The sequence below is a fragment of the Streptomyces sp. NPDC002851 genome, assembly GCF_053591935.1.
The window spans coordinates 1-17362 of the sequence record NZ_JBSFUT010000049.1; the positions used below are offsets into that span (position 1 = coordinate 1).

The 17362-nt window shown below is 69.3% G+C and carries 16 protein-coding genes and 1 pseudogene; 7 read left to right on the top strand and 10 right to left on the bottom strand.

The annotated features are described in order from the left end of the window. The 6 genes and pseudogenes from ACWD10_RS34255 to ACWD10_RS34280 form a co-directional block, all read right to left on the bottom strand. Positions 1-345, bottom strand: a pseudogene (locus tag ACWD10_RS34255) (family 43 glycosylhydrolase); the annotation flags it as partial. A 50-nt stretch (positions 346-395) separates the two neighbouring features. Then, positions 396-1955, bottom strand: coding sequence for an arabinosylfuranosidase ArfA (gene arfA / locus ACWD10_RS34260; RefSeq protein WP_451097585.1), 1560 nt, complete (start codon positions 1953-1955; stop codon positions 396-398). Positions 1956-1982: 27 nt separating this feature from the next. Further along, entirely contained in the window at positions 1983-2840 is an 858-nt protein-coding gene (locus ACWD10_RS34265) for a carbohydrate ABC transporter permease (protein WP_451097586.1), read from the bottom strand. Beyond that, positions 2837-3793 (bottom strand): carbohydrate ABC transporter permease, encoded by a 957-nt coding sequence (locus ACWD10_RS34270; protein ID WP_451097587.1) that lies wholly within the window; start codon positions 3791-3793, stop codon positions 2837-2839. The genes ACWD10_RS34265 and ACWD10_RS34270 overlap by 4 nt, the downstream gene beginning before the upstream one ends. Beyond that, entirely contained in the window at positions 3790-5166 is a 1377-nt protein-coding gene (locus ACWD10_RS34275; protein WP_451097588.1) for an extracellular solute-binding protein, read from the bottom strand. Before ACWD10_RS34275 ends, ACWD10_RS34270 begins: the two co-directional genes overlap by 4 nt. A gap of 178 nt (positions 5167-5344) precedes the next feature. Next, positions 5345-5929 carry an ankyrin repeat domain-containing protein gene (locus ACWD10_RS34280; protein WP_451097622.1) on the bottom strand — a complete coding sequence of 195 codons (585 nt, stop codon included), beginning with the start codon at positions 5927-5929 and terminating at the stop codon, positions 5345-5347. A gap of 519 nt (positions 5930-6448) precedes the next feature. Between ACWD10_RS34280 and ACWD10_RS34285 the strand changes: the two genes are divergently transcribed. Both ACWD10_RS34285 and ACWD10_RS34290 read left to right on the top strand, forming a co-directional pair. Further along, a complete protein-coding gene (locus tag ACWD10_RS34285; RefSeq protein ID WP_451097589.1) occupies positions 6449-6697 on the top strand; it encodes a Thoeris anti-defense Tad2 family protein in 249 nt (82 codons plus the stop codon). A gap of 52 nt (positions 6698-6749) precedes the next feature. Next, positions 6750-7079 carry a deoxyxylulose-5-phosphate synthase gene (locus tag ACWD10_RS34290; protein ID WP_451097590.1) on the top strand — a complete coding sequence of 110 codons (330 nt, stop codon included), beginning with the start codon at positions 6750-6752 and terminating at the stop codon, positions 7077-7079. 57 nt (positions 7080-7136) lie between these two features. Here ACWD10_RS34290 and ACWD10_RS34295 read toward each other — a convergent pair whose 3' ends face one another. The 4 genes from ACWD10_RS34295 to ACWD10_RS34310 form a co-directional block, all read right to left on the bottom strand. Continuing rightward, positions 7137-7493 (bottom strand): STAS domain-containing protein, encoded by a 357-nt coding sequence (locus tag ACWD10_RS34295; RefSeq protein ID WP_451097591.1) that lies wholly within the window; start codon positions 7491-7493, stop codon positions 7137-7139. A 139-nt stretch (positions 7494-7632) separates the two neighbouring features. Then, positions 7633-8649 (bottom strand): TolB family protein, encoded by a 1017-nt coding sequence (locus tag ACWD10_RS34300; protein WP_451097592.1) that lies wholly within the window; start codon positions 8647-8649, stop codon positions 7633-7635. After that, positions 8646-10145, bottom strand: coding sequence for an MFS transporter (locus tag ACWD10_RS34305; protein WP_451097593.1), 1500 nt, complete (start codon positions 10143-10145; stop codon positions 8646-8648). Before ACWD10_RS34305 ends, ACWD10_RS34300 begins: the two co-directional genes overlap by 4 nt. A gap of 35 nt (positions 10146-10180) precedes the next feature. Beyond that, the gene (locus ACWD10_RS34310) at positions 10181-11107 is read right to left on the bottom strand and encodes a metallophosphoesterase family protein (protein WP_451097594.1); all 927 of its coding nucleotides are present in this window, start codon (positions 11105-11107) and stop codon (positions 10181-10183) included. Positions 11108-11359: 252 nt separating this feature from the next. Here ACWD10_RS34310 and ACWD10_RS34315 point away from each other — a divergent pair, with 252 nt between their 5' ends. The 5 genes from ACWD10_RS34315 (at position 11360) to ACWD10_RS34335 (ending at position 17338) form a co-directional block, all read left to right on the top strand. Continuing rightward, complete coding sequence (locus ACWD10_RS34315) at positions 11360-12592, top strand: ROK family protein (RefSeq protein ID WP_451097595.1); 1233 nt, start codon at positions 11360-11362, stop codon at positions 12590-12592. Positions 12593-12681: 89 nt separating this feature from the next. Next, positions 12682-14163: a glycoside hydrolase family 30 protein gene (locus ACWD10_RS34320; RefSeq protein WP_451097596.1), complete on the top strand. Its 1482-nt coding sequence runs from the start codon at positions 12682-12684 to the stop codon at positions 14161-14163. 128 nt (positions 14164-14291) lie between these two features. Beyond that, positions 14292-15578, top strand: a complete 1287-nt coding sequence (locus tag ACWD10_RS34325) for an ABC transporter substrate-binding protein (RefSeq protein WP_451097597.1) — start codon at positions 14292-14294, stop codon at positions 15576-15578. 18 nt (positions 15579-15596) lie between these two features. Further along, on the top strand, positions 15597-16496 hold the full coding sequence (locus ACWD10_RS34330; protein WP_451097598.1) for a carbohydrate ABC transporter permease: 900 nt from the start codon (positions 15597-15599) through the stop codon (positions 16494-16496). Beyond that, the gene (locus ACWD10_RS34335) at positions 16493-17338 is read left to right on the top strand and encodes a carbohydrate ABC transporter permease (RefSeq protein ID WP_451097599.1); all 846 of its coding nucleotides are present in this window, start codon (positions 16493-16495) and stop codon (positions 17336-17338) included. The genes ACWD10_RS34330 and ACWD10_RS34335 overlap by 4 nt, the downstream gene beginning before the upstream one ends. Positions 17339-17362: the final 24 nt, after the last annotated feature.

Consider the following 17362-nt stretch of genomic DNA (forward strand, 5'->3'; position numbering starts at 1 on the left):
GTTCCGATACATCCGCAGATCCGTGGCGATCATGTAGAACTTGTCGCCCTGCGGCGAACGGATCACGAACGGATCACGCAGCCCCTTCTCCCCGAGATCCGAGGTCAGCACGGGCCTGCCGCCGTTCAACTCCCGCCAGTGCAAAGGATCGTTACCACGGCTGAGGGCCATGCGGATCTGCTCGCCGTCCGCGGTCCCCTCGCCCGTGAAGTACGCGAAGAGATAGCCGGTGTACGGATCCTGGCGGTCGGCAGCGGCGGCGATGCCTGGTGGCCCGGCGAGGAGAGTGGCGCAGAGCGCGGCGACGGCGGCGAGGGCGGCGAACAGCTTGCGGGTGCGGCTCATGGGTTCCTTGCGAGTGCGGCTCATGGGTTCCTTCAGCGTGAGCGGGTGGTTCAGGCGAGACGGATGACGTTCCACGACATCGGCTCCAGTTCGGCGCGGAGTTGCCCGTCGTGCAGGGCTGTGCCGGTGACGGGGTGCGGGATGACGCGGTCCTGCTGGTCGAGGGTGTTGCAGGCGTCGGGGTCGGGGTCGGCGAGGGCGGTGTGCTCGACGGTCTCGGTCACCTCGAGGCCGTGCAGGGCGACTTCGAGGGGCAGGGGCCGGGTCTGGTCTCGGTTGACGGCGAAGACGGTGACCGTGCCGTCGTCGGCGCGGACGGCGGTCGCGTGCAGGAGCGGCACCTCGCCGTACTTCTCCGTCTCGTACGTCGGGCCGTCCACGCGAACGTCGAGGACCTGCCCGCGCCCGTACCGGGAGGTCTGCGCGAACGGGTAGAAGGTGGTCTGTCGCCAGGCGGGGCCGCCGGGCTCGGTGAGGATGGGTGCGATCACATTGACGAGCTGGGCGAGGCAGGCGACGGTGACCCGGTCGGCGTGCCGGAGCAGCGCGATGAGCAGGGAGCCGAAGACGACGGCGTCGGTGACGGTGTAGTTGTCCTCGAGGAGGCGTGGGGCCTCGGGCCAGTCAAGTGCCTTGACCTGCGCGTCGGCCCGGGACAGGTACCAGACGTTCCACTCGTCGAAGGACAGGTTGATCTTCTTGGGTGACTTGAGGCGGGCGCCGATGTGGTCGCAGGTCGCGACGACGGACTCGATGAAGGTCTCCATGTCGACGGCGGAGGCGAGGAAGGAGCCGCGGTCGTCGTCGAGTTCCTCGTAGTAGGCGTGCAGCGAGATGTAGTCGACGAGGTCGTACGTCTCGGCGAGCACGGTGGCCTCCCAGGTGCCGAAGGTCGGCATGGCCCGGCTGGAGGAGCCGCAGGCGACGAGCTGCACGGTCGGGTCGATCTGGCGCATGGCGCGGGCGGTCTCGGCGGCCAGGCGCCCGTACTCCTCGGCCGTCTTGTGGCCGGTCTGCCAGGGGCCGTCCATTTCGTTGCCGAGGCACCACAGGCGGATGTTGAAGGGGTCCTTGTCGCCGTGGGCGATACGCAGGTCCGAAAGGGCCGTTCCGGAGGGGTGGTTGGCGTACTCCTGGAGCTGTAGGGCCTCGGCGACGCCGCGGGTGCCGAGGTTGAGCGCCATCATCGGCTCGGCCTCGCTGCCGAGTTCGCGCAGGAACGTCATGAACTCGGAGAGGCCGAAGTGGTTGGTCTCCGTGGACCGCCAGGCGAGGTCGAGCCGACGCGGCCGCTCGTCGACCGGCCCGACGGAGTCCTCCCAGCGGTAGCCGGAGACGAAGTTGCCGCCCGGGTAGCGGACGGTGGTGACGCCGAGCTCGCGGATCAGGTCGAGCACATCGGTGCGCAGGCCGTTGGCGTCGGCGGTGGGGTGGCCGGGCTCGTGGATGCCGGTGTAGACGCAGCGGCCGAGGTGCTCGACGAAGCCGCCGAAGAGCCGGGGATCGACGGAGCCGACGGTGAAGGCGGGGTCGAGGGTGATCCGGGCCGGGCGGGTGGGAGAAGCAGGAGAAGGCTGCGCCGGGCGGGTGGGGGAAGGCTGTGCGGACATGGGTCCTCTCTGTTACACGTGCGAAGGTCACTGACCGGCGAGGCCCGTGTGGGCGACACCGGCGACTATCTGCCGCTGGAAGAAGACGAAGACGATGATCAGTGGCAGGCCGGCCATCAGACCGCCGGCCATGAGCTGGGCCCACTGGATGCCGTAGGAGTTCATGACGGTCGCGATGCCGTTGGGCATGGTCATCAGGTCGGGGTTGTTGGTCACCATGTACGGCCACAGGAAGTTGTTCCAGGACGCGATGAAGGTGAAGATCCCGACGGCGGCGAGTGAGGGCCGCGACAGCGGGAGCACCACGGTGAAGAAGACCCGCCAGCGTCCGGCGCCGTCGATGAACGCGGCCTCTTCCAGCTCGCGCGGCACCGACTGGAAGAACTTGTAGAGGATGTAGACCATCGCGGCGGGCGCGCACTGCGGCAGGATCATCCCCCAGTACGTGTCGACCATGCCGAGGTCCTGCACGGTGGTGAACAGGGGCACGCCGAGCACGGCGGGCGACACCATGAGCCCGGTCATGATCAGGCCCATCAGGGCGCCCTTGCCGCGGAACTCGGTGCGCGCGAAGCCGTATCCCGCGAGGGCGCTGACGAGCAGCACGATCGCGGTGACGCAGACGGATACGACGACGGAGTTCACGAACCAGTTGGTGAGGTTCCCGGAGCCGAGGATCGCCGTCCAGGCCTGCCCGGTCCACTTTTCGGGCAGCCAGTGCGCGGGCACGGCGACGGCCTCGCTCTCCGACTTGAGGGAGGTGAACAGCGCCCAGGCGAGCGGCGCCACCCACACCGTGGAGAGCAGCGCGCCGAGCGCGGTGAGCACGACCTGGCCCGGGGTCCACGGCCTGCGAAGCGTTGTTGCTGTTGCGGCGGTGGTCATCGTGCGCCCTCCTCACGCTTGCGGAGCAGCCACATCCGGCCGAGGGCGACGGCCGCGATGAGGACGAAGAAGATGACGGAGACCGCGGAGGCGTAGCCGATGCGGTAGCTGGTGAAGCCTTGTTCCAGCGTGTACTGCACGAAGGTGCGGGTGCTGTCCTCGGGTCCGGGCGTGAAGTCGAGCATGACGACGGCCTGGTCGAAGACCTGGAGGGAGGCGAGGATCTGGAGGGTGAGCACGAGGCCGGTGATGTTCCGCAGCATCGGCAGCGTGATGTGCAGCAGGCGCCGCCAGGCGTTCGCGCCGTCCAGGGCGGCGGCCTCGTACAAATGCTGGGGGATCTCCTGGAGCGCGGCGAGGTAGAGCAGGAAGCTGAAGCCGACCGTCCACCAGAGGGTGGCGATGACGATGGCGAGCATGGCGTACGACTTGTCGGTGAGCCAGGGCGTGTCGAGCCCGAGGACGTGGTCGACCATGCCGGTGCCGGGGTTGAACAGCCACTGCCAGAGGTTGCCGACGACGGTCGACGGCAGCAGGAACGGCGCGAAGAAGCAGAGCCGCCACAGCCATTTGGCCCGCTCGATGTGGTGGGCGAGCAGGGCCATCAGGAGGGCGAGGACGACCAGGCAGGGCACGACGAGCGCGGTGAAGTAGGCGCTGTGCCCGAGGGTGTCCCACACCAGTGGATCGGCGAACGCCTCGCGGTAGTTGTCCAGGCCGACGTAACGCGCGCCGGTGCCGGAGATATTGGCGTCCGTGAGGCTCAGCCAGACGCCCTGCCCGATCGGCCAGAGCACGAACACCGCGAAGAGCACCAGGAACGGCGCGACGAACCAGCCACCGTGCTGCCAGTTGGGCCCGCGCCGGGACCGGGCGGCGGCAGAGGTGGAACCCGCGAAGGCGGAGGAAGTGGCGGCGGAGACGGATGAGTTGGGCACTGCGCTGGTCGTCATGCGACGGCACCTCCTTCGGCGGCGGACCGGCCCTCCATGGGGTTCTTCATGGCGAGGAGCTGTTCGAGGACATCGCGCATCCGGCGGGCGGCCACGTCGGGCCGGGCGGAGCCGACGTTGGAGGCGACGATCTCCGGGCCGATGCGCTGCGTGAGGGTGCCGGTGGAACCGGCGAACCACGTCTGCGGTTCGAGCGCCATCTGGTCCATGGCGCCCACGTATTCGCTCTGCGGCCGCAGCTTGCGGTACGCGGGGCTCTTCAGGGTCGGTGTGTACGCGGGGATATGGCCGCCGAGCGCCCAGGACGCGGCGTGCTTGACGATGTATGCGGCCAAGCGGTGGGCGCCCTCGTTGGCGGGGCCGCCCCGGTCGGCCTGGTGCGGCAGGACGAAGGCGTGCGCCTCGGCGTGTGTGGCCGGTTCACCGAAGACGGCGGGCAGCGGGGTGGCCCCGTAGTCGACCTTCTCGCCGCTGAGGACGGGCACGGACCAGTCGCCCTCCCAGATGAAGGGCGCGCCGTTGAGGAACTGCTCCGCGTCGACGGCCACCGGCACCGGCTTGGAGTAGCCGTCGGTGACATGCCGCCGCAGGAACTCCAGGACCTCGGTGGCCTGGTCGAGGTCGAAGACGACGTCGGTCAGATCGCGGTTGTAGTAGGCGCCGCCGAGCTGCTGGTAGAAGGCGACGAAGAACCACCAGGAGAAGTTGAGGTCGGTGGCCTTGATGCCGAGCGCCTGCAGCCCCGACCGTGCGGTGGCCTTCTTGGCCGCGGCGAGCGCCTTGAACCAATCCTCGGTGGAGGTGACAGGCACCAACTGCCCATCATCGTCGAGGAGTCCGGCCTTACGGCAGACATCCCGCCGGTAGAAGCAGAGCTGTACGTGGATGTCCAACGGCAGCGCGTACAACTCGCCGTCGATCGTGGCACGCCGCCACAGCACCGGGTCGAAGTCCTGCTCCCGCACGCCGTACCGGGCAAGCAGCTCGACGTCGAACGGGTCGAGCAACCGACCAGGTGCGAACCCGGCCATCCGGCCCAGGTGCATCACACCCAGATCCGGCGCGCGGTTACCCGCGGCCGCCATCGCGAGCTTGCTGTAGTAAGGATTACCCCACTGGAACGTAGAGTCCTTCACCGCGATCCCGGGGTGCGCCTTTCGGAACCCGTCGAGCATCGCGATCATGTTGCTGCCGTCGCCGCCGCTGAAGAGGTTCCAGTACCGCACCCGCGCCCGCGCGGACGAGGTCAGCTCCGCGGCGCCGCTGCCCGTCGCGGCGAGGCCGAACGCCCCGGCGACGCCGAGTCCGCCGAGCGCGCCCAGGACGTGTCTGCGGCTCAGGTGAGGTGGTCGTGTGAGGTCAGGTCGTCCCATTCCCAGCCCTACGTATCGTCGCGTCCGTTCGATATTTCGTATATCGCTCGTGACTTCGAACGGGAACGTAGGGTCGAACCACTTCCGCGTCAATGGATCTCACAAACTCCCGTCGAAACCATGGGTGTTGTTCGACTGGGCGGACGTGAGGGTTCGGTGCGGGTTCGGTCCGGTCCGGTCAACGGCTCCCGCGTCGCAGCAACTTCGCTATCTCGTCGTAGCCTCGGCGCTCGGCGTGTTGGAGGGCGGTGACTCCGTCGCGGTCAGCGAGGTCCGGATCGGCACCTCCGTCGAGCAGGAGCTCGACGGCCCGCTGGTGGTCACGGCCGCCGTCACCGAGGATCACGGCCTCCAACAGGGCCGTCCAGCCAAGGTTATTGACGTGATTCACGTCGACGTCGATGCCCGGGTTGCGCAGCACCTCGCGGATGTACGCGACGTGGCCGCGCTCCCCCGCCGGTATCAGGGAGGTGCCGCCGAAGCGGTTCACGATGTCGTAGTCGGGGTCCGCCTTCGCGAGCACACGCGCCATCTCCGCACTGCCGGTCACGCCGGTCACCAGCCAGGGAGTGTCGTGCCGGTCGTCCAGAGCGTCCGGGTCCGCCCCGGCCTCGACCAGGACCTTGGCCACCGCGACATGGTCCCCGGCCGAGGCGAGCAGCAGCGCGGTACGGTCCCGCCTGTCCCGCGCCTCCGGATCGGCGCCGTCGTCGAGGGCCCCTGCCACGGCGCGCGCGTCACCATCCGCCGCGGCCGCGAGCAGCGCGCGGTCGGCGGCCGGAGAGTGCGGCTTGCGGGAAGCGGTGCCCTTGCCGGAGTCGGTGTCCTTGCGGGAGGTGGTGTCCCTGCCGGGTCCGGTGGGCTTATCAGGCTCGGCGGAGTCCGAGATGGAGGCGGAGGCCGTGGACTGCTTCTGCGGTGTGGCGTCGGGGTCCTCCGGCTGGCCCGAGGCGCACCCCGTGAGGAGCACCGCCCCGGCCAAGAGCACAACCGCCGTCGTAACCGTGGATCCGTGTCCCCGCACGATGCCTCCTCCGTTGACGTGTTCGATCTCGTACATCCCGATCTCGTACATCCATCGTCGCGGCGGTCGCGGGCGTGGGCGTCGACGGACCGGCCCCCTTCGACGCGCGGGACGGATGACCAAGGCATCAACCGATCGGCCGATGCGGCCCCGGCGGCCCCGGCGGCCGTGTGCGCGCCCTGGCAGCCCGCCCCGCGCACACCGCTGTCCTCGGCGGACGCCTCCCGTCAGGTGCCGTGGCGCGGTTACGCTCGGGGGATGGACTTCTCTGCCGCGCTGGAACTGCTGCGGAAGGGGCGCCGCGTTGCCCGCCGCAGCTGGATCGAACAGGGCAAGTACGTCTACCTGGAACCGGATTCGGTGTGCCTCACGCCCGACGGCCAGGAGCATCCCCTCGCCGCCCACCTCCGGTTCGTCACCGCCTCCGGCGTCGTCCAGGTCGGCGTCCAGCCCTCGCACGCCGGGCTGCTCGCCGACGACTGGTACGACGTGGATGCGGAGGGGTAGCGGAAGAATAATCCGGTCGAACCCACGGCCCGGTGTTACCTAGCCTGGCCACATGGCCCACACGAAGACCTCGTACGTCTGTCTGCCCTGCCGGGGCTCGTACAAGCAGCCCTACGACCGGGACAGGCAGCGGCGCTGTCCGCGGTGCGCACGGCCGATGGTGCACGTGGGGTCGGCCTTCGCCCCGCCGCCCCGCCGGGACACGGCGGCCTGGCGGACGCTCTCCGTGCTGCTGAACGCGGGCGTCCGGTTCCACAAGAGCTGCTGCGGCGGCCCCGGTTACCGGCCGCGCACCCTGCGCGAGATCCGGGAGCGGATGACGTACGCGCGCCGGAGCGGGGAGCCCTTCGCCACGGCGCTCATACGGTGTGAGGTGCCGTGAGCCTGAGCCTGAGCCTGAGCGTGGGCGGTTGCCCGGCGCCGGGCCGGGCGTCCGGCGTCAGCTCGGGCCGACCGCCTGAGTGGCCTCGTCGACGGAGGCGTAGACGAAGCCCGCGCGGCTGATTCCGGCCGCCTGGACGACGCCCGGCACGTTCGGTCCGCCGGTCACGGCCAGGGTGCCGCCATCGGCGCGCAGCCTCGCGCGCGCCGCGATGAGCGTGCGGAGCCCCTCGATGTCGATCCGTTCCACCCCGGTCAGGTCGACGACGAAGTGGCGTACGCCCGTGGCGGCCAGTTTGAGCAGTGGCTCGCTCAGTTCAGGGACGGTGGCCGCGTCGACGACACCGTAAGCGTCGATGACGAGGACGCCGACATCGGCCCAGCGTGGCTCCAGACGCAACCGTTGCTCAGCCATGTCCCGCCCTCTGTCGCCTTTGGTCGGGCGGCATGCCCACCGGTCCGGGCACCACCGCCGCCTCGGAGCGCGCCTTCCCTGCCCGCGACAGATCATGCACGGCAAACCGGCCATCCGGTCGCACCACCGAAAACCGTACCTATCGCACCGCCGCCGGTGAGCTCGCGCCGCGGACGAGAAGCCGTGGCCGCCCGGTGCCGTCGGCCGGGACGGACCATACGTCGCTGCCCCGGCCGTCCGACGCCGGAAGGGCATAGGCGAGGGTGCCGTCGTCGAGCCAGGCGGCCTGGTCGTCCACGCCGCGCCGCTCGGCGACGGGGTGTTCGCGCATCGTGCGCAGGTCGAGGACGTAGAGCCGCCAGGGATCCGAGCCGCCCTTCCGTACCCGCTTCTTGAAGGCCAGGCGGGTGTTGTCCGGAGAGAGCGAGGGGCACTCGACGTTCTCGCGCAGGGTGCGCGCGGACCAGCGGCGCAGGTCGCCGCGGACCAGATACGTACGGCCCTTGGTGGAGACCGTCGCGTAGAAGGTGTTGTCGTCCTTCGCGAAGGTCACGCCCCAGTAGTTGACGTCCGGGGAGAAGTAGCGGCGGCCGTCCAGGGTGAGCGGGATCTGCTCCATGTTCTTGATCAGATAGCCGGTACGGGTGTCCAGGATCGACGTACGCGTGGAGAACGACGAGCCCGCGTACGAGTCGCCGGTCGCGAACATCGTCCACGACAGCATCCGCCCCGACGCCGAGACCCGCGCCCGGTTCGGAATCCCGGTCAGCGCGATACGGCGCCGCTCGCGCAGCCTCCGGTCCAGGACGACGGCGTACGCCTTGGGGGGTATGCCGGGCCGACGCTGCAGGCAAATCGCGGTGCCCCCGGCCGCGTAGAACCGTTCACACGCGGGTCCCCCCGTGGTGCGACGGCCGGTCGTATCGCCGCCACTGAAGGAGAGGCGGGCCACCCGACCGTCCTGCCTCTCCGCCCCGCCCGTACTACGTACGTACAGGCTGTGACCGGTCAGCCCGAACTCCGAGACCGAGTCCGCCGGTTGGGCTCGGCGGGCGGCGTGCACGGTGTAGACGACGGCGACGCCCGCGAGGGCGACGGCGGCCAGCGTCACCGCGAGGATCCGGAAGCGCAGCGAGCCCGGGCGCGGTCGGTTCATACGGGGGCCTCCGTGTTCCCGGTGTTGCCGGTGTTGCCGGTGTTGCCGGTGTTCACGGCGTTGTCGGTGTTCTCCGCCTTCTCGTCTCTCCCCGCCTTCTCGTCTCTCCCCGCCTTCTCGTCGCTCTCCGCCTCCTCAGTACGTCGCAGCAGCAGCGCCGCGCCGATCAGTGCCCCGGCGAGCGCGAGCACCGCCGCCAAGAGCGCCGTCCCGGTGCCCCACCACGTCCAGGCCGCCCCGAATCCGGCCGCGGCCAGGAGGCGGCTGAGGGCCTGGCCGGTCTGTAGTACGGCCAGGCCGCTCGCCCGGCGGGTGCGGGGCAGGACCGGGCCCGCGAGGGCCATGAGCACGCCGTCGGTGGCGGCGTAGAACAGGCCGACCAGGAGCAGGACTCCGGCGAGGAGCGCGGCGCCGCCCAGAGGTGAGAGCAGCAGGACGTACGCCAGGGCGAGCGCGGCGTGGCCGAGCAGGAACGGGACTCGTCTGCCGATCCGGTCCCCGAGCCGTCCGGCCGCCACGGCGAGCAGCAGATACACGGCGGCCGCACCGAGCGGCAGCAGCGGGAACCAGCTCTCGGCGAAACCGATCCGGCGCTGGAGCAGCAGATACACGAAGGCATCCCCGATCGTGGCCGCCCCGAGCAGCACAGCCGCCCCGAACATCCGCCGGAAGGCCGGAATCCGCAGCACATCACGGGTCCGCGACCGGGTCCGGCTCCGGCTCCGTACAGCCGTACCCGAAAGAGCCCCCGGAGCCGCCGCTCCAGTAGCCACCGCTCCCGAAGCAACCGCTCCCGAAGCCACCCCCGACCCCGGCACCCCCGGACCCCCCGGCACAAACGCCACAAGGAGCACCACCCCAAGTACCCCAAAACAGAAACTGACCACAAAAACCGCGTCATACGCGTCAGCGGTCGCCCACAGCAACGCGAACGCGGCAAGCGGCCCGAGCAGCGCACCCGTCGTATCCATCGCCCGGTGCACCCCGAAGGCGCGCCCCAGTTCCGCGGGCGGGCTGCTCAGGGAGATCAGCGCGTCACGCGGCGCGGTGCGTACGCCCTTGCCGAGGCGGTCGGCGGCGAGTGCGGCGCCGATCCCGGCCGTCGCGCCGCCCGCGAGGAGCAGCCCGAGACGGGACAGGGCGGAGAGCGCGTAGCCGCCGCCCGCGACGAGTTTGTGCCGCCCGCCGAGGTCCGCGAGGTGTCCGCCGACGAGCCGGACCAGGGCGGTGGCGGCGTTGTAGAGCCCGTCGAGGAAGCCGAACTGAAGGGGCGAGAGGCCGAGTTGGAGCACGAAATACAGCGGCAGGACGGCGGTGACCATCTCCGAGGAGATGTCGGTGACGAGGCTGACCGCACCGAGTGCGAGCACGGGCCCGGCGACCCTCCCACGCCGGACCCGTCGCCCGCCCTCGCCACTGCCACCGCCACTCTCACCGCCCGCGCCGCTGCCAGTCGTACCGCCGGAGTCGGCCCGCCCGGTGGTGGCGAGGTACATGAATGAAGCCTCCGCGGCTGACGCCCGGACAGGGATCAGTGGCAGTCGTACGAGGGGCTGGTGTCCTCGGTCTGGCCGTCGGCGCCGAGGAACTTCCAGGAGAACCCGTTGTCCGCGAAATCGAGTTGGACGACGCCGTACGTGTCGGTGATCTGCTTCTCGCTGTTCGGCTGCACTTCTTCGATCTTGTACGGGCTGGCGCCTCCCGTGCCCGCGAGGAGCTCGACGATGCCGTTCGGGTCGGCGTTGCCGTCCGGGTCCTGCGGGGCGAACCGTTCGTAGTGGTGGTCGTGGCCGCCGAGGACGAGTTCGGCCTTGGCGTCGTGCAGCAGCTTCCAGACCGGGCGGCTGACGGGGTCGTTGCCGTGCTCGCCGGAGGAGAACAGCGGGTGGTGCCAGTACGCGGCCACGCACTTCTTGCTGTTCGCCTTCAGGTCGGCGGCCAGCCAGTCGAGTTGTTCCTGGTCGTCGAAGCTGTTGGAGTCCAGGGCGATGAAGTGCCAGTTGTCCTGGTCGTAGCTGTAGTAGCTCTTTCCGTCCGGGTAGGCGATGTCGCCGAAGTAGGAGCGGTAGCCGGCGAGCGCGCCATCCGGATCGTACGTCTCGTGGTTGCCCGGGACCGGGTGGGTCTTCTCCTTGAAGGTGCCCCAGGTGGTGTCGTAGTAGCTCTCGAAGTCCTGGAGCCGGGCGTCGTCGTATTGGTTGTCGCCCATGGTCAGTACGAAGGCCGGGTCGATCTGCTTGACCAGGTCCGCGGTCTTCGGGTGCGCGCAGCCGCTGTCGTCCGCGGTGCACTGCTCGGCGATGTCCCCGGCGGCGACCGCCGTGAACGCGGCCTTGGGCCGCTGCTCGGGTGCGGCGCCCGCGGATCCGGGCGGTGACCAGAGCAGCGCGCCCGCGACTACGGCGAGGGCGGCGCCCGCGGCGGGGATACCGAACTTGGGGGTGCGGCTGCGCGACATGAGAGCCTCCTGGGTCTCCGGGGTCGGGCATGGGGGGTGAGCCGTCGCAGGGCATCCTGCCGTTCTGGCATGGACCGGTCAATGCGTTGAACCAGAATCTGTTAGGAAACTTTCCTACTAATGTGAGGAAGGGTTTTCATGACCCCTTTCCCAACCCCTTGTCGAAAGCGACACGGGCCCATAACGTGGCGCACCGCCGGGAGTTGACCGGGCACCGGGAGTTGACCGGCCACAGGCAGGAGGTCCCCGCACGTGAAGCGCACCTCGCGCGACATACGTACCGCCAACCGCTACCAGGTCCTGCGCCAGTTCATCGCCCACTCCCCCACGTCACGGCAGGAGTTGGCGGCGGCCACCGGCCTGAGCCTGGCCACCGTCGCCACGCTGGTCGGGGAGTTGGCGGGGCTCGGCATGGTCACGGAGGTCGGGTTCGCGGACTCCGACGGTGGGCGGCCGCGCGGGCTCGTGGCGCTCGACCCGGCGGGCGGGGCGCTGATCGGCGTGGACATCGCGGAGACGTACGTCCATGTGGAGCTGTTCGACCTCGGACTCACCGTCCGCACGCGCTGCGAGGCACAGGTGGACCCCGGTGAGCGCAGCCCCGAAGAGGTCGTTCAACTCGTCGCCGCCGGCGTCGCCGAGGTCGTCCGCGAGGCGGGCGACAGTGTCGCGGAGCGGGTGCTCGGTGTCGGTGTGAGCGTGCCGGGGCAGGTGGACCGGCAGGTCGGGGTCTCGGTGTACGCGCCCAACTGGGACTGGCACGACGTACCGCTGCTCGAACTGCTCGCCGCCCACGTGCCGTACCCGCTGTACCTGGAGAACCCGCTGCACGCCTGCACCGCCGCGGAGCTGTGGTTCGGGGCGGCGCGCGGGCGCGGGGACGCTGTGGTGGTCAACCTCGGCACCGGCGTCGGCGCGGGGTTCGCGCTCGGCGGCGCGCTGCACCGGGGCATCAGCAACAGCGCCGGGGAGTGGGGGCACACCACCCTGGTCCTCGACGGGCGGCCCTGCCACTGCGGCAGCCGGGGGTGTGTGGAGGCGTACGTGGGAGCGCCCGGGATCATGCGTACGCTGCGTGAACTCGCCCCGGGCTGCGCGCTGTCGGGGGACGGCGACGATCAGACGGCCATCGTCGGGCGGCTCGCGCGGGCCGCTGCCGCCGAGGATCCGACGGCGGTCCGGGTGCTTCGGGAGACGGCCCGTTTCCTGGGGGCCGCCCTCGCCGATCTGGTCAATCTCCTCAATCCGGAGGTCATCGTGCTGAGCAGCTGGGTCGCGGCCCGGCTCGGGGAGCCGCTGCTCACCGAGGTACGTACGGCCGTCGCCCGGCACGCCCTGCGACGCCCGCTCGCCGCCGCCGAGATCGTGCTGTCGCCGATTCCCACCGATCCCGTCTGCCTCGGCGCGGCGACCTTCGCCCTGGAGGGTGCCCTCGCGACGGCCGTCCGTACCGCCACCGTCCCGCCCACGAGCCGCACCACCTGAATCACCCCAAGAGCGCACCACCCCGCACCACCCGAACCCCCACGAGCCGTACGAACAGCACCACCTTCACGACGACGGAAGGGATGCACATGCCGCACGCTCGCACCACCAGAAACAGAGCCCTCACCGCCTCTGCCGCGCTCACCTGCGCACTGCTCTCCGGCCTCCTGGCAGCGCCGCCCGCACCCGCGGCCGACGCTGCCGCCACCGCCGCGATATCCGCCGACCCCGCCCAGACCATCGACAACATCGGGGCGTCCGGGGCCTGGTGGGTCAACGATCTCCAGAACTTCTCGCCCGAGAAGCGGGCCGAGGTGGCCCGGCTGCTCTTCTCCGCCGAGGGCCTGGACCTGAGCGCGTACCGCTACAACATCGGGGGCGGCGGCACCGGCGTCACCACCCCCGCCCGCGCGCCCGAGGATTTCCGGAACGACGACGGCTCGTACGACTGGAGTCGTGACGAGGGCGGCCGCGAGTTCCTCGCCCGGGCCGCGCAGTACGGCGTGGAGGATCTGATCGGCTTCGTGAACTCCGCGCCCGCCGAGTGGAAGACCAACGGCAAGAGCTGTGGCGGGCATCTGAAGGCCGAGAACGAGGGGGACTTCGCCGGGTACATCGCCGATGTGACCGATCACTTCGGAGAGCAGGGCATCAAGCTCGACCACATCAGCCCGTTCAACGAGCCGACCAACAGCTTCGCGGAGTGCGGCCAGGAAGGCATGCTCGTCGACGTCGGCCAGCGCGACGACATCGTGCGCGCCCTCGGCACCGAGCAGGAGCGGCGCGGCCAGCGGACCGGCATCATCGCGGACGAGTCGAGCAGCACCGACGGCTTCAACTCCGAGGTGCCGCAGTGGCTTTCGCAGCCGGGGACGGCACGGCACGTCTCGAAGCTCGCGCACCACACGTACAACAATCCCAGCGACGCCTCGCTCACCCAGCTGCGCGAGACCGCCGCGTCCTTCGGCAAGGACGCCTGGGCGACCGAGATCTGCTGCTTCGGCAAGGGCAGCACCGGCTGGAACAAGGAGTACGACCCCACGATCGACAACGCGCTCCTGATGTCCCGGATCATGTACAAGGACTTCGCCACGGCGCAGGACTCCGCGTTCCACTGGTGGGTCGCACTCTCCGACAAGATCGGCTCGGATCCGGAGGCCAAGAACGACGACGGCTGGAACGACGGGCTCATCTACTACGACCCGGAGTACGCGAGCAACGGCAGCGAGAAGCTGTACATGACGAAGCGGTACTACGCGCTCGGCCAGTACAGCAAGTTCGTGCGGCCCGGCGCCAAGGCGCACCCGGTCAGTGGCGCCCCGGCGGGTGTCGAGGCGACGGCGTACCGGCAGCAGGGCAAGTGGGTCGTGGTCGTCAACAACCACAATTCCGGGGCGACTTCGCTGGATCTGAGCTTCGGTGACGGTGTCGATGTGACCGCCGAGCGAGCGGTGCGCACCTCCGCCGACGAGAACTGGGCCGATGCGCCGCTGCCGGAGACTTCCGGCGCCAAGGCCACCGCGGACCTGGCGCCGCGCTCCATCACGACGTACGTTTTCGATCGCTCGTAGCTCCCTCAACCGCCCTTCACCTCCCCCCTGTTCGGGATGCTGTCCAGGCAACCGTCCGTTCGGAATCCCGAACAGAATCCATGATCTCGTACATCTCGCGACAAGATCTCACGACAAGGACGTCCGCCATGCCACGCAACACCACCCCGTCCTCCGCCCCACAAGGCCCCTGGGACCGCCGTTCCTTCCTGCGAGCCACCGGTGGGCTCGCCGCGCTCGGGGCACTCGCCGCCTGCGGGTCCAACACCGGCCGTGGGAACGGTGGTTCGGCGGGCGGGGCCGGTCTGACGCAGTACTTCCACGCGTACGGCGAGGCCGGGACCGAGCAGGCGATCAAGCGGTACGCCAAGGAGTTCGGCAAGACGGACATCACCACCCAGTGGATCACCGGGTCCAACTACGAGAGCAAGCTGTTCTCCGCGCTGCTCTCCTCGGACGCCCCGGACGTCTTCGAGTTCCACCCGCAGATCCACATGGTCAAGGCCAAGCAGATCGTGCCGCTCGACGACATCGTGGCGCCCGTCAAGGACGACTTCCTCGCCGCCGATCTCGCGTCGCACACGATGGACGGCAAGATCTGGGGCGTCCGGATGATCGACGACCCGAAGTTCCTCTTCTACCGCAAGTCGCTGCTCAAGAAGGCGGGCGTCCAACCGCCCACCACCCTGGACGAGTTGGTCGAGGCCGCCCGCAAGCTCACCACCGACAAGGTCAAGGGGCTCTTCCTCGGCAACCACCTCGTCGATGTCGCCCGGCCCCTGGTCTGGGGCGCCGGTGCCGATCTGCTCACCGAGAGGAACGCCATCGCGTACCACACCGACGAGTTCGCCGCCGCGCTCGGCACCATGCGGAAGCTGTTCAAAAGCGGCAGCCTGCTCCTGGACGCCCCCGCCGACTACTGGGACCCCTCAGCCTTCACACAGGGTCTGACGGCGATGCAGTGGTGCGGCATGTGGGCCATGCCCGTGATGCAGCAGGCGCTCGGCGACGACATCGGCATCCTGCCCTGGCCGCCCTCCACCACGAAGGGCAAGCCGTCGCTCATCAACGGCGGCTGGTCGATGTTCGTCAGCGCCAAGGCCAAGGACAAGGACCTGGCCAAGGAGTATGTGAAGTGGCTCTGGATCGACCGGACGGACCTACAGGAGGACTGGGCGCTCAGCTACGGCTTTCACATCCCGCCGCGCAAGTCGATCGCCGCGAAGGCCGACAAGCTCAAGTCGGGACTCGCCGCCGAGGGCGTCCAACTCGCGGAGCGGTACGGCCGGTTCGACAACCCGCACTGGACCCAGGCGATGATCAATTCACTGGAGAAGGTCATCGCGGACTGCGTGCGCAGCGATATGAGCCCCGAGGCCGCCCTCGACAAGTCCGACCGGCGGGTCGAGCGCGAGCTCAAGTCGCTCTTCGGATAGGCCATGTACAAGACCACCATGAGCCGTCGTCGTACGCTCGACTTCTGGCTGTTCACCGGGCCCTTCCTGATCGGCCTCGTGATCTTCGTATTCGTGCCGATCGGCTGGAGCGCCTGGCTCAGCTTCTTCGAGGCGCGGGCCACCGTCACACCCAGCGTGTTCGTCGGGCTCGACAACTACGTCCAGATGCTGACGAACGGCGACTTCGTCGGGAGCCTCGGCACCTTCACCGTGTTCGCCGCCATCGTCGTGCCGATCACCTGGGCGTTCTCGCTGGCCCTCGCCCTGATGGTGCACCGGCTGCGTTTTCTCCAGGCGTTCTTCCGGTCGGTGTTCTTCCTGCCGACGGCGTGCAGCTTCGTCGCCGCCTCGCTGATCTGGAAGATGTCCGTATTCAGCGGGGTGCGGTTCGGCCTGATGAACACGGTCCTCGGCTGGTTCGGCCTCGACCCGGTCGCCTGGCTCGCCTCGCCCGACCCGCCCTGGTACTGGTTCGTCATCGTCACCGTGCGGCTGTGGCTCCAGTCCGGCTTCTACATGATCCTGTTCCTGGCCGCGCTGCAGAACATCCCGCGCGAGCTGTACGAGGCCGCGGCCGTGGACGGCGCACGGCCCGGCTGGCAGACCTTCCGGCACATCACGCTGCCACAGCTGCGGGCCACGTCGACCGCGGTGATCCTGCTCCTTCTGGTCGCCGCCTACCAGGCGTTCGACGAATTCTTCAACCTCCTGTCCAAGGCCACCTGGGGCCAACCCCCGCTGGTCAACCTCTACTTCACGGCGCTCGGTGAGAACCAGGACTACGGGCGCGGCAGCGCGGGCGCCATGATCCTGACGATCCTCATCTGCGCGGTGACGCTGCTCCAGGGCAAGGTCCTGGGCTTCGGACACGGCGGGCGGAAGGGAGAGCGGGCATGACCGGCGTACGCACGAGACGCAGCACCCTCGGCACTGCCGGGCTTTACGCCGCCGTCGGCGTCTGCGCCCTGCTCTTCCTCGTCCCCTTCTATCTGATCGTCCGCAACGCCCTGTCCACGGACGCCGAGATCACCGGCGAGGACTGGCAGTTCTTCCCCACCGACGTCCAATGGGGCAATGTCGCCGAGCTGTTCGGCGACGAAACGGTGCCGTTCGGGCGCGCCCTGGTCAACTCCCTGGTGGTCGGCGTTGCCCACACGGTCGGCACCCTGCTGCTCTGCTCGCTCGCGGGTTACGGCCTGGCCCGCATCCCCTACCGGCACGCCAACAAGATCTTCTATCTGGTCCTGGTGACCCTGATGGTCCCCGCGGCCGTGACGTTCGTGCCGAGCTTTGTGCTCGTCTCGTCGCTCGGCTGGGTCTCCAGCTTCCGCGGCCTGATCGTGCCGGGCCTGTTCAGCGGGTTCACCTGCTTCCTCTTCCGGCAGTACTTCCTCGGCTTCCCCAAGGAGCTGGAGGAGGCGGGGCGCGTGGACGGGCTCACCACCTGGGGCGCGTACTGGCGGGTCGTCGTGCCGAACTCACTGAACTTCTTCGCCGCGATCGCGACCATCACGTTCATCAGCGGCTGGAACGCCTTCCTGTGGCCCCTGGTCATCGGCCAGGATCAGGAGGCGTGGACGGTCCAGGTCGCGCTCTCCTCGTACATGACGAACCAGACCGTCAACTTCCATCTGATCTTCATGGCCACGGCCGTATCCATCCTGCCCCTGGTGCTCGTCTTCCTCTTCCTCCAGCGCTGGCTGGTGCAGGGGGTCGCACAGACCGGTATCAAGGGCTGAGCCGAGCCCGCTCCCCGCCTTCCC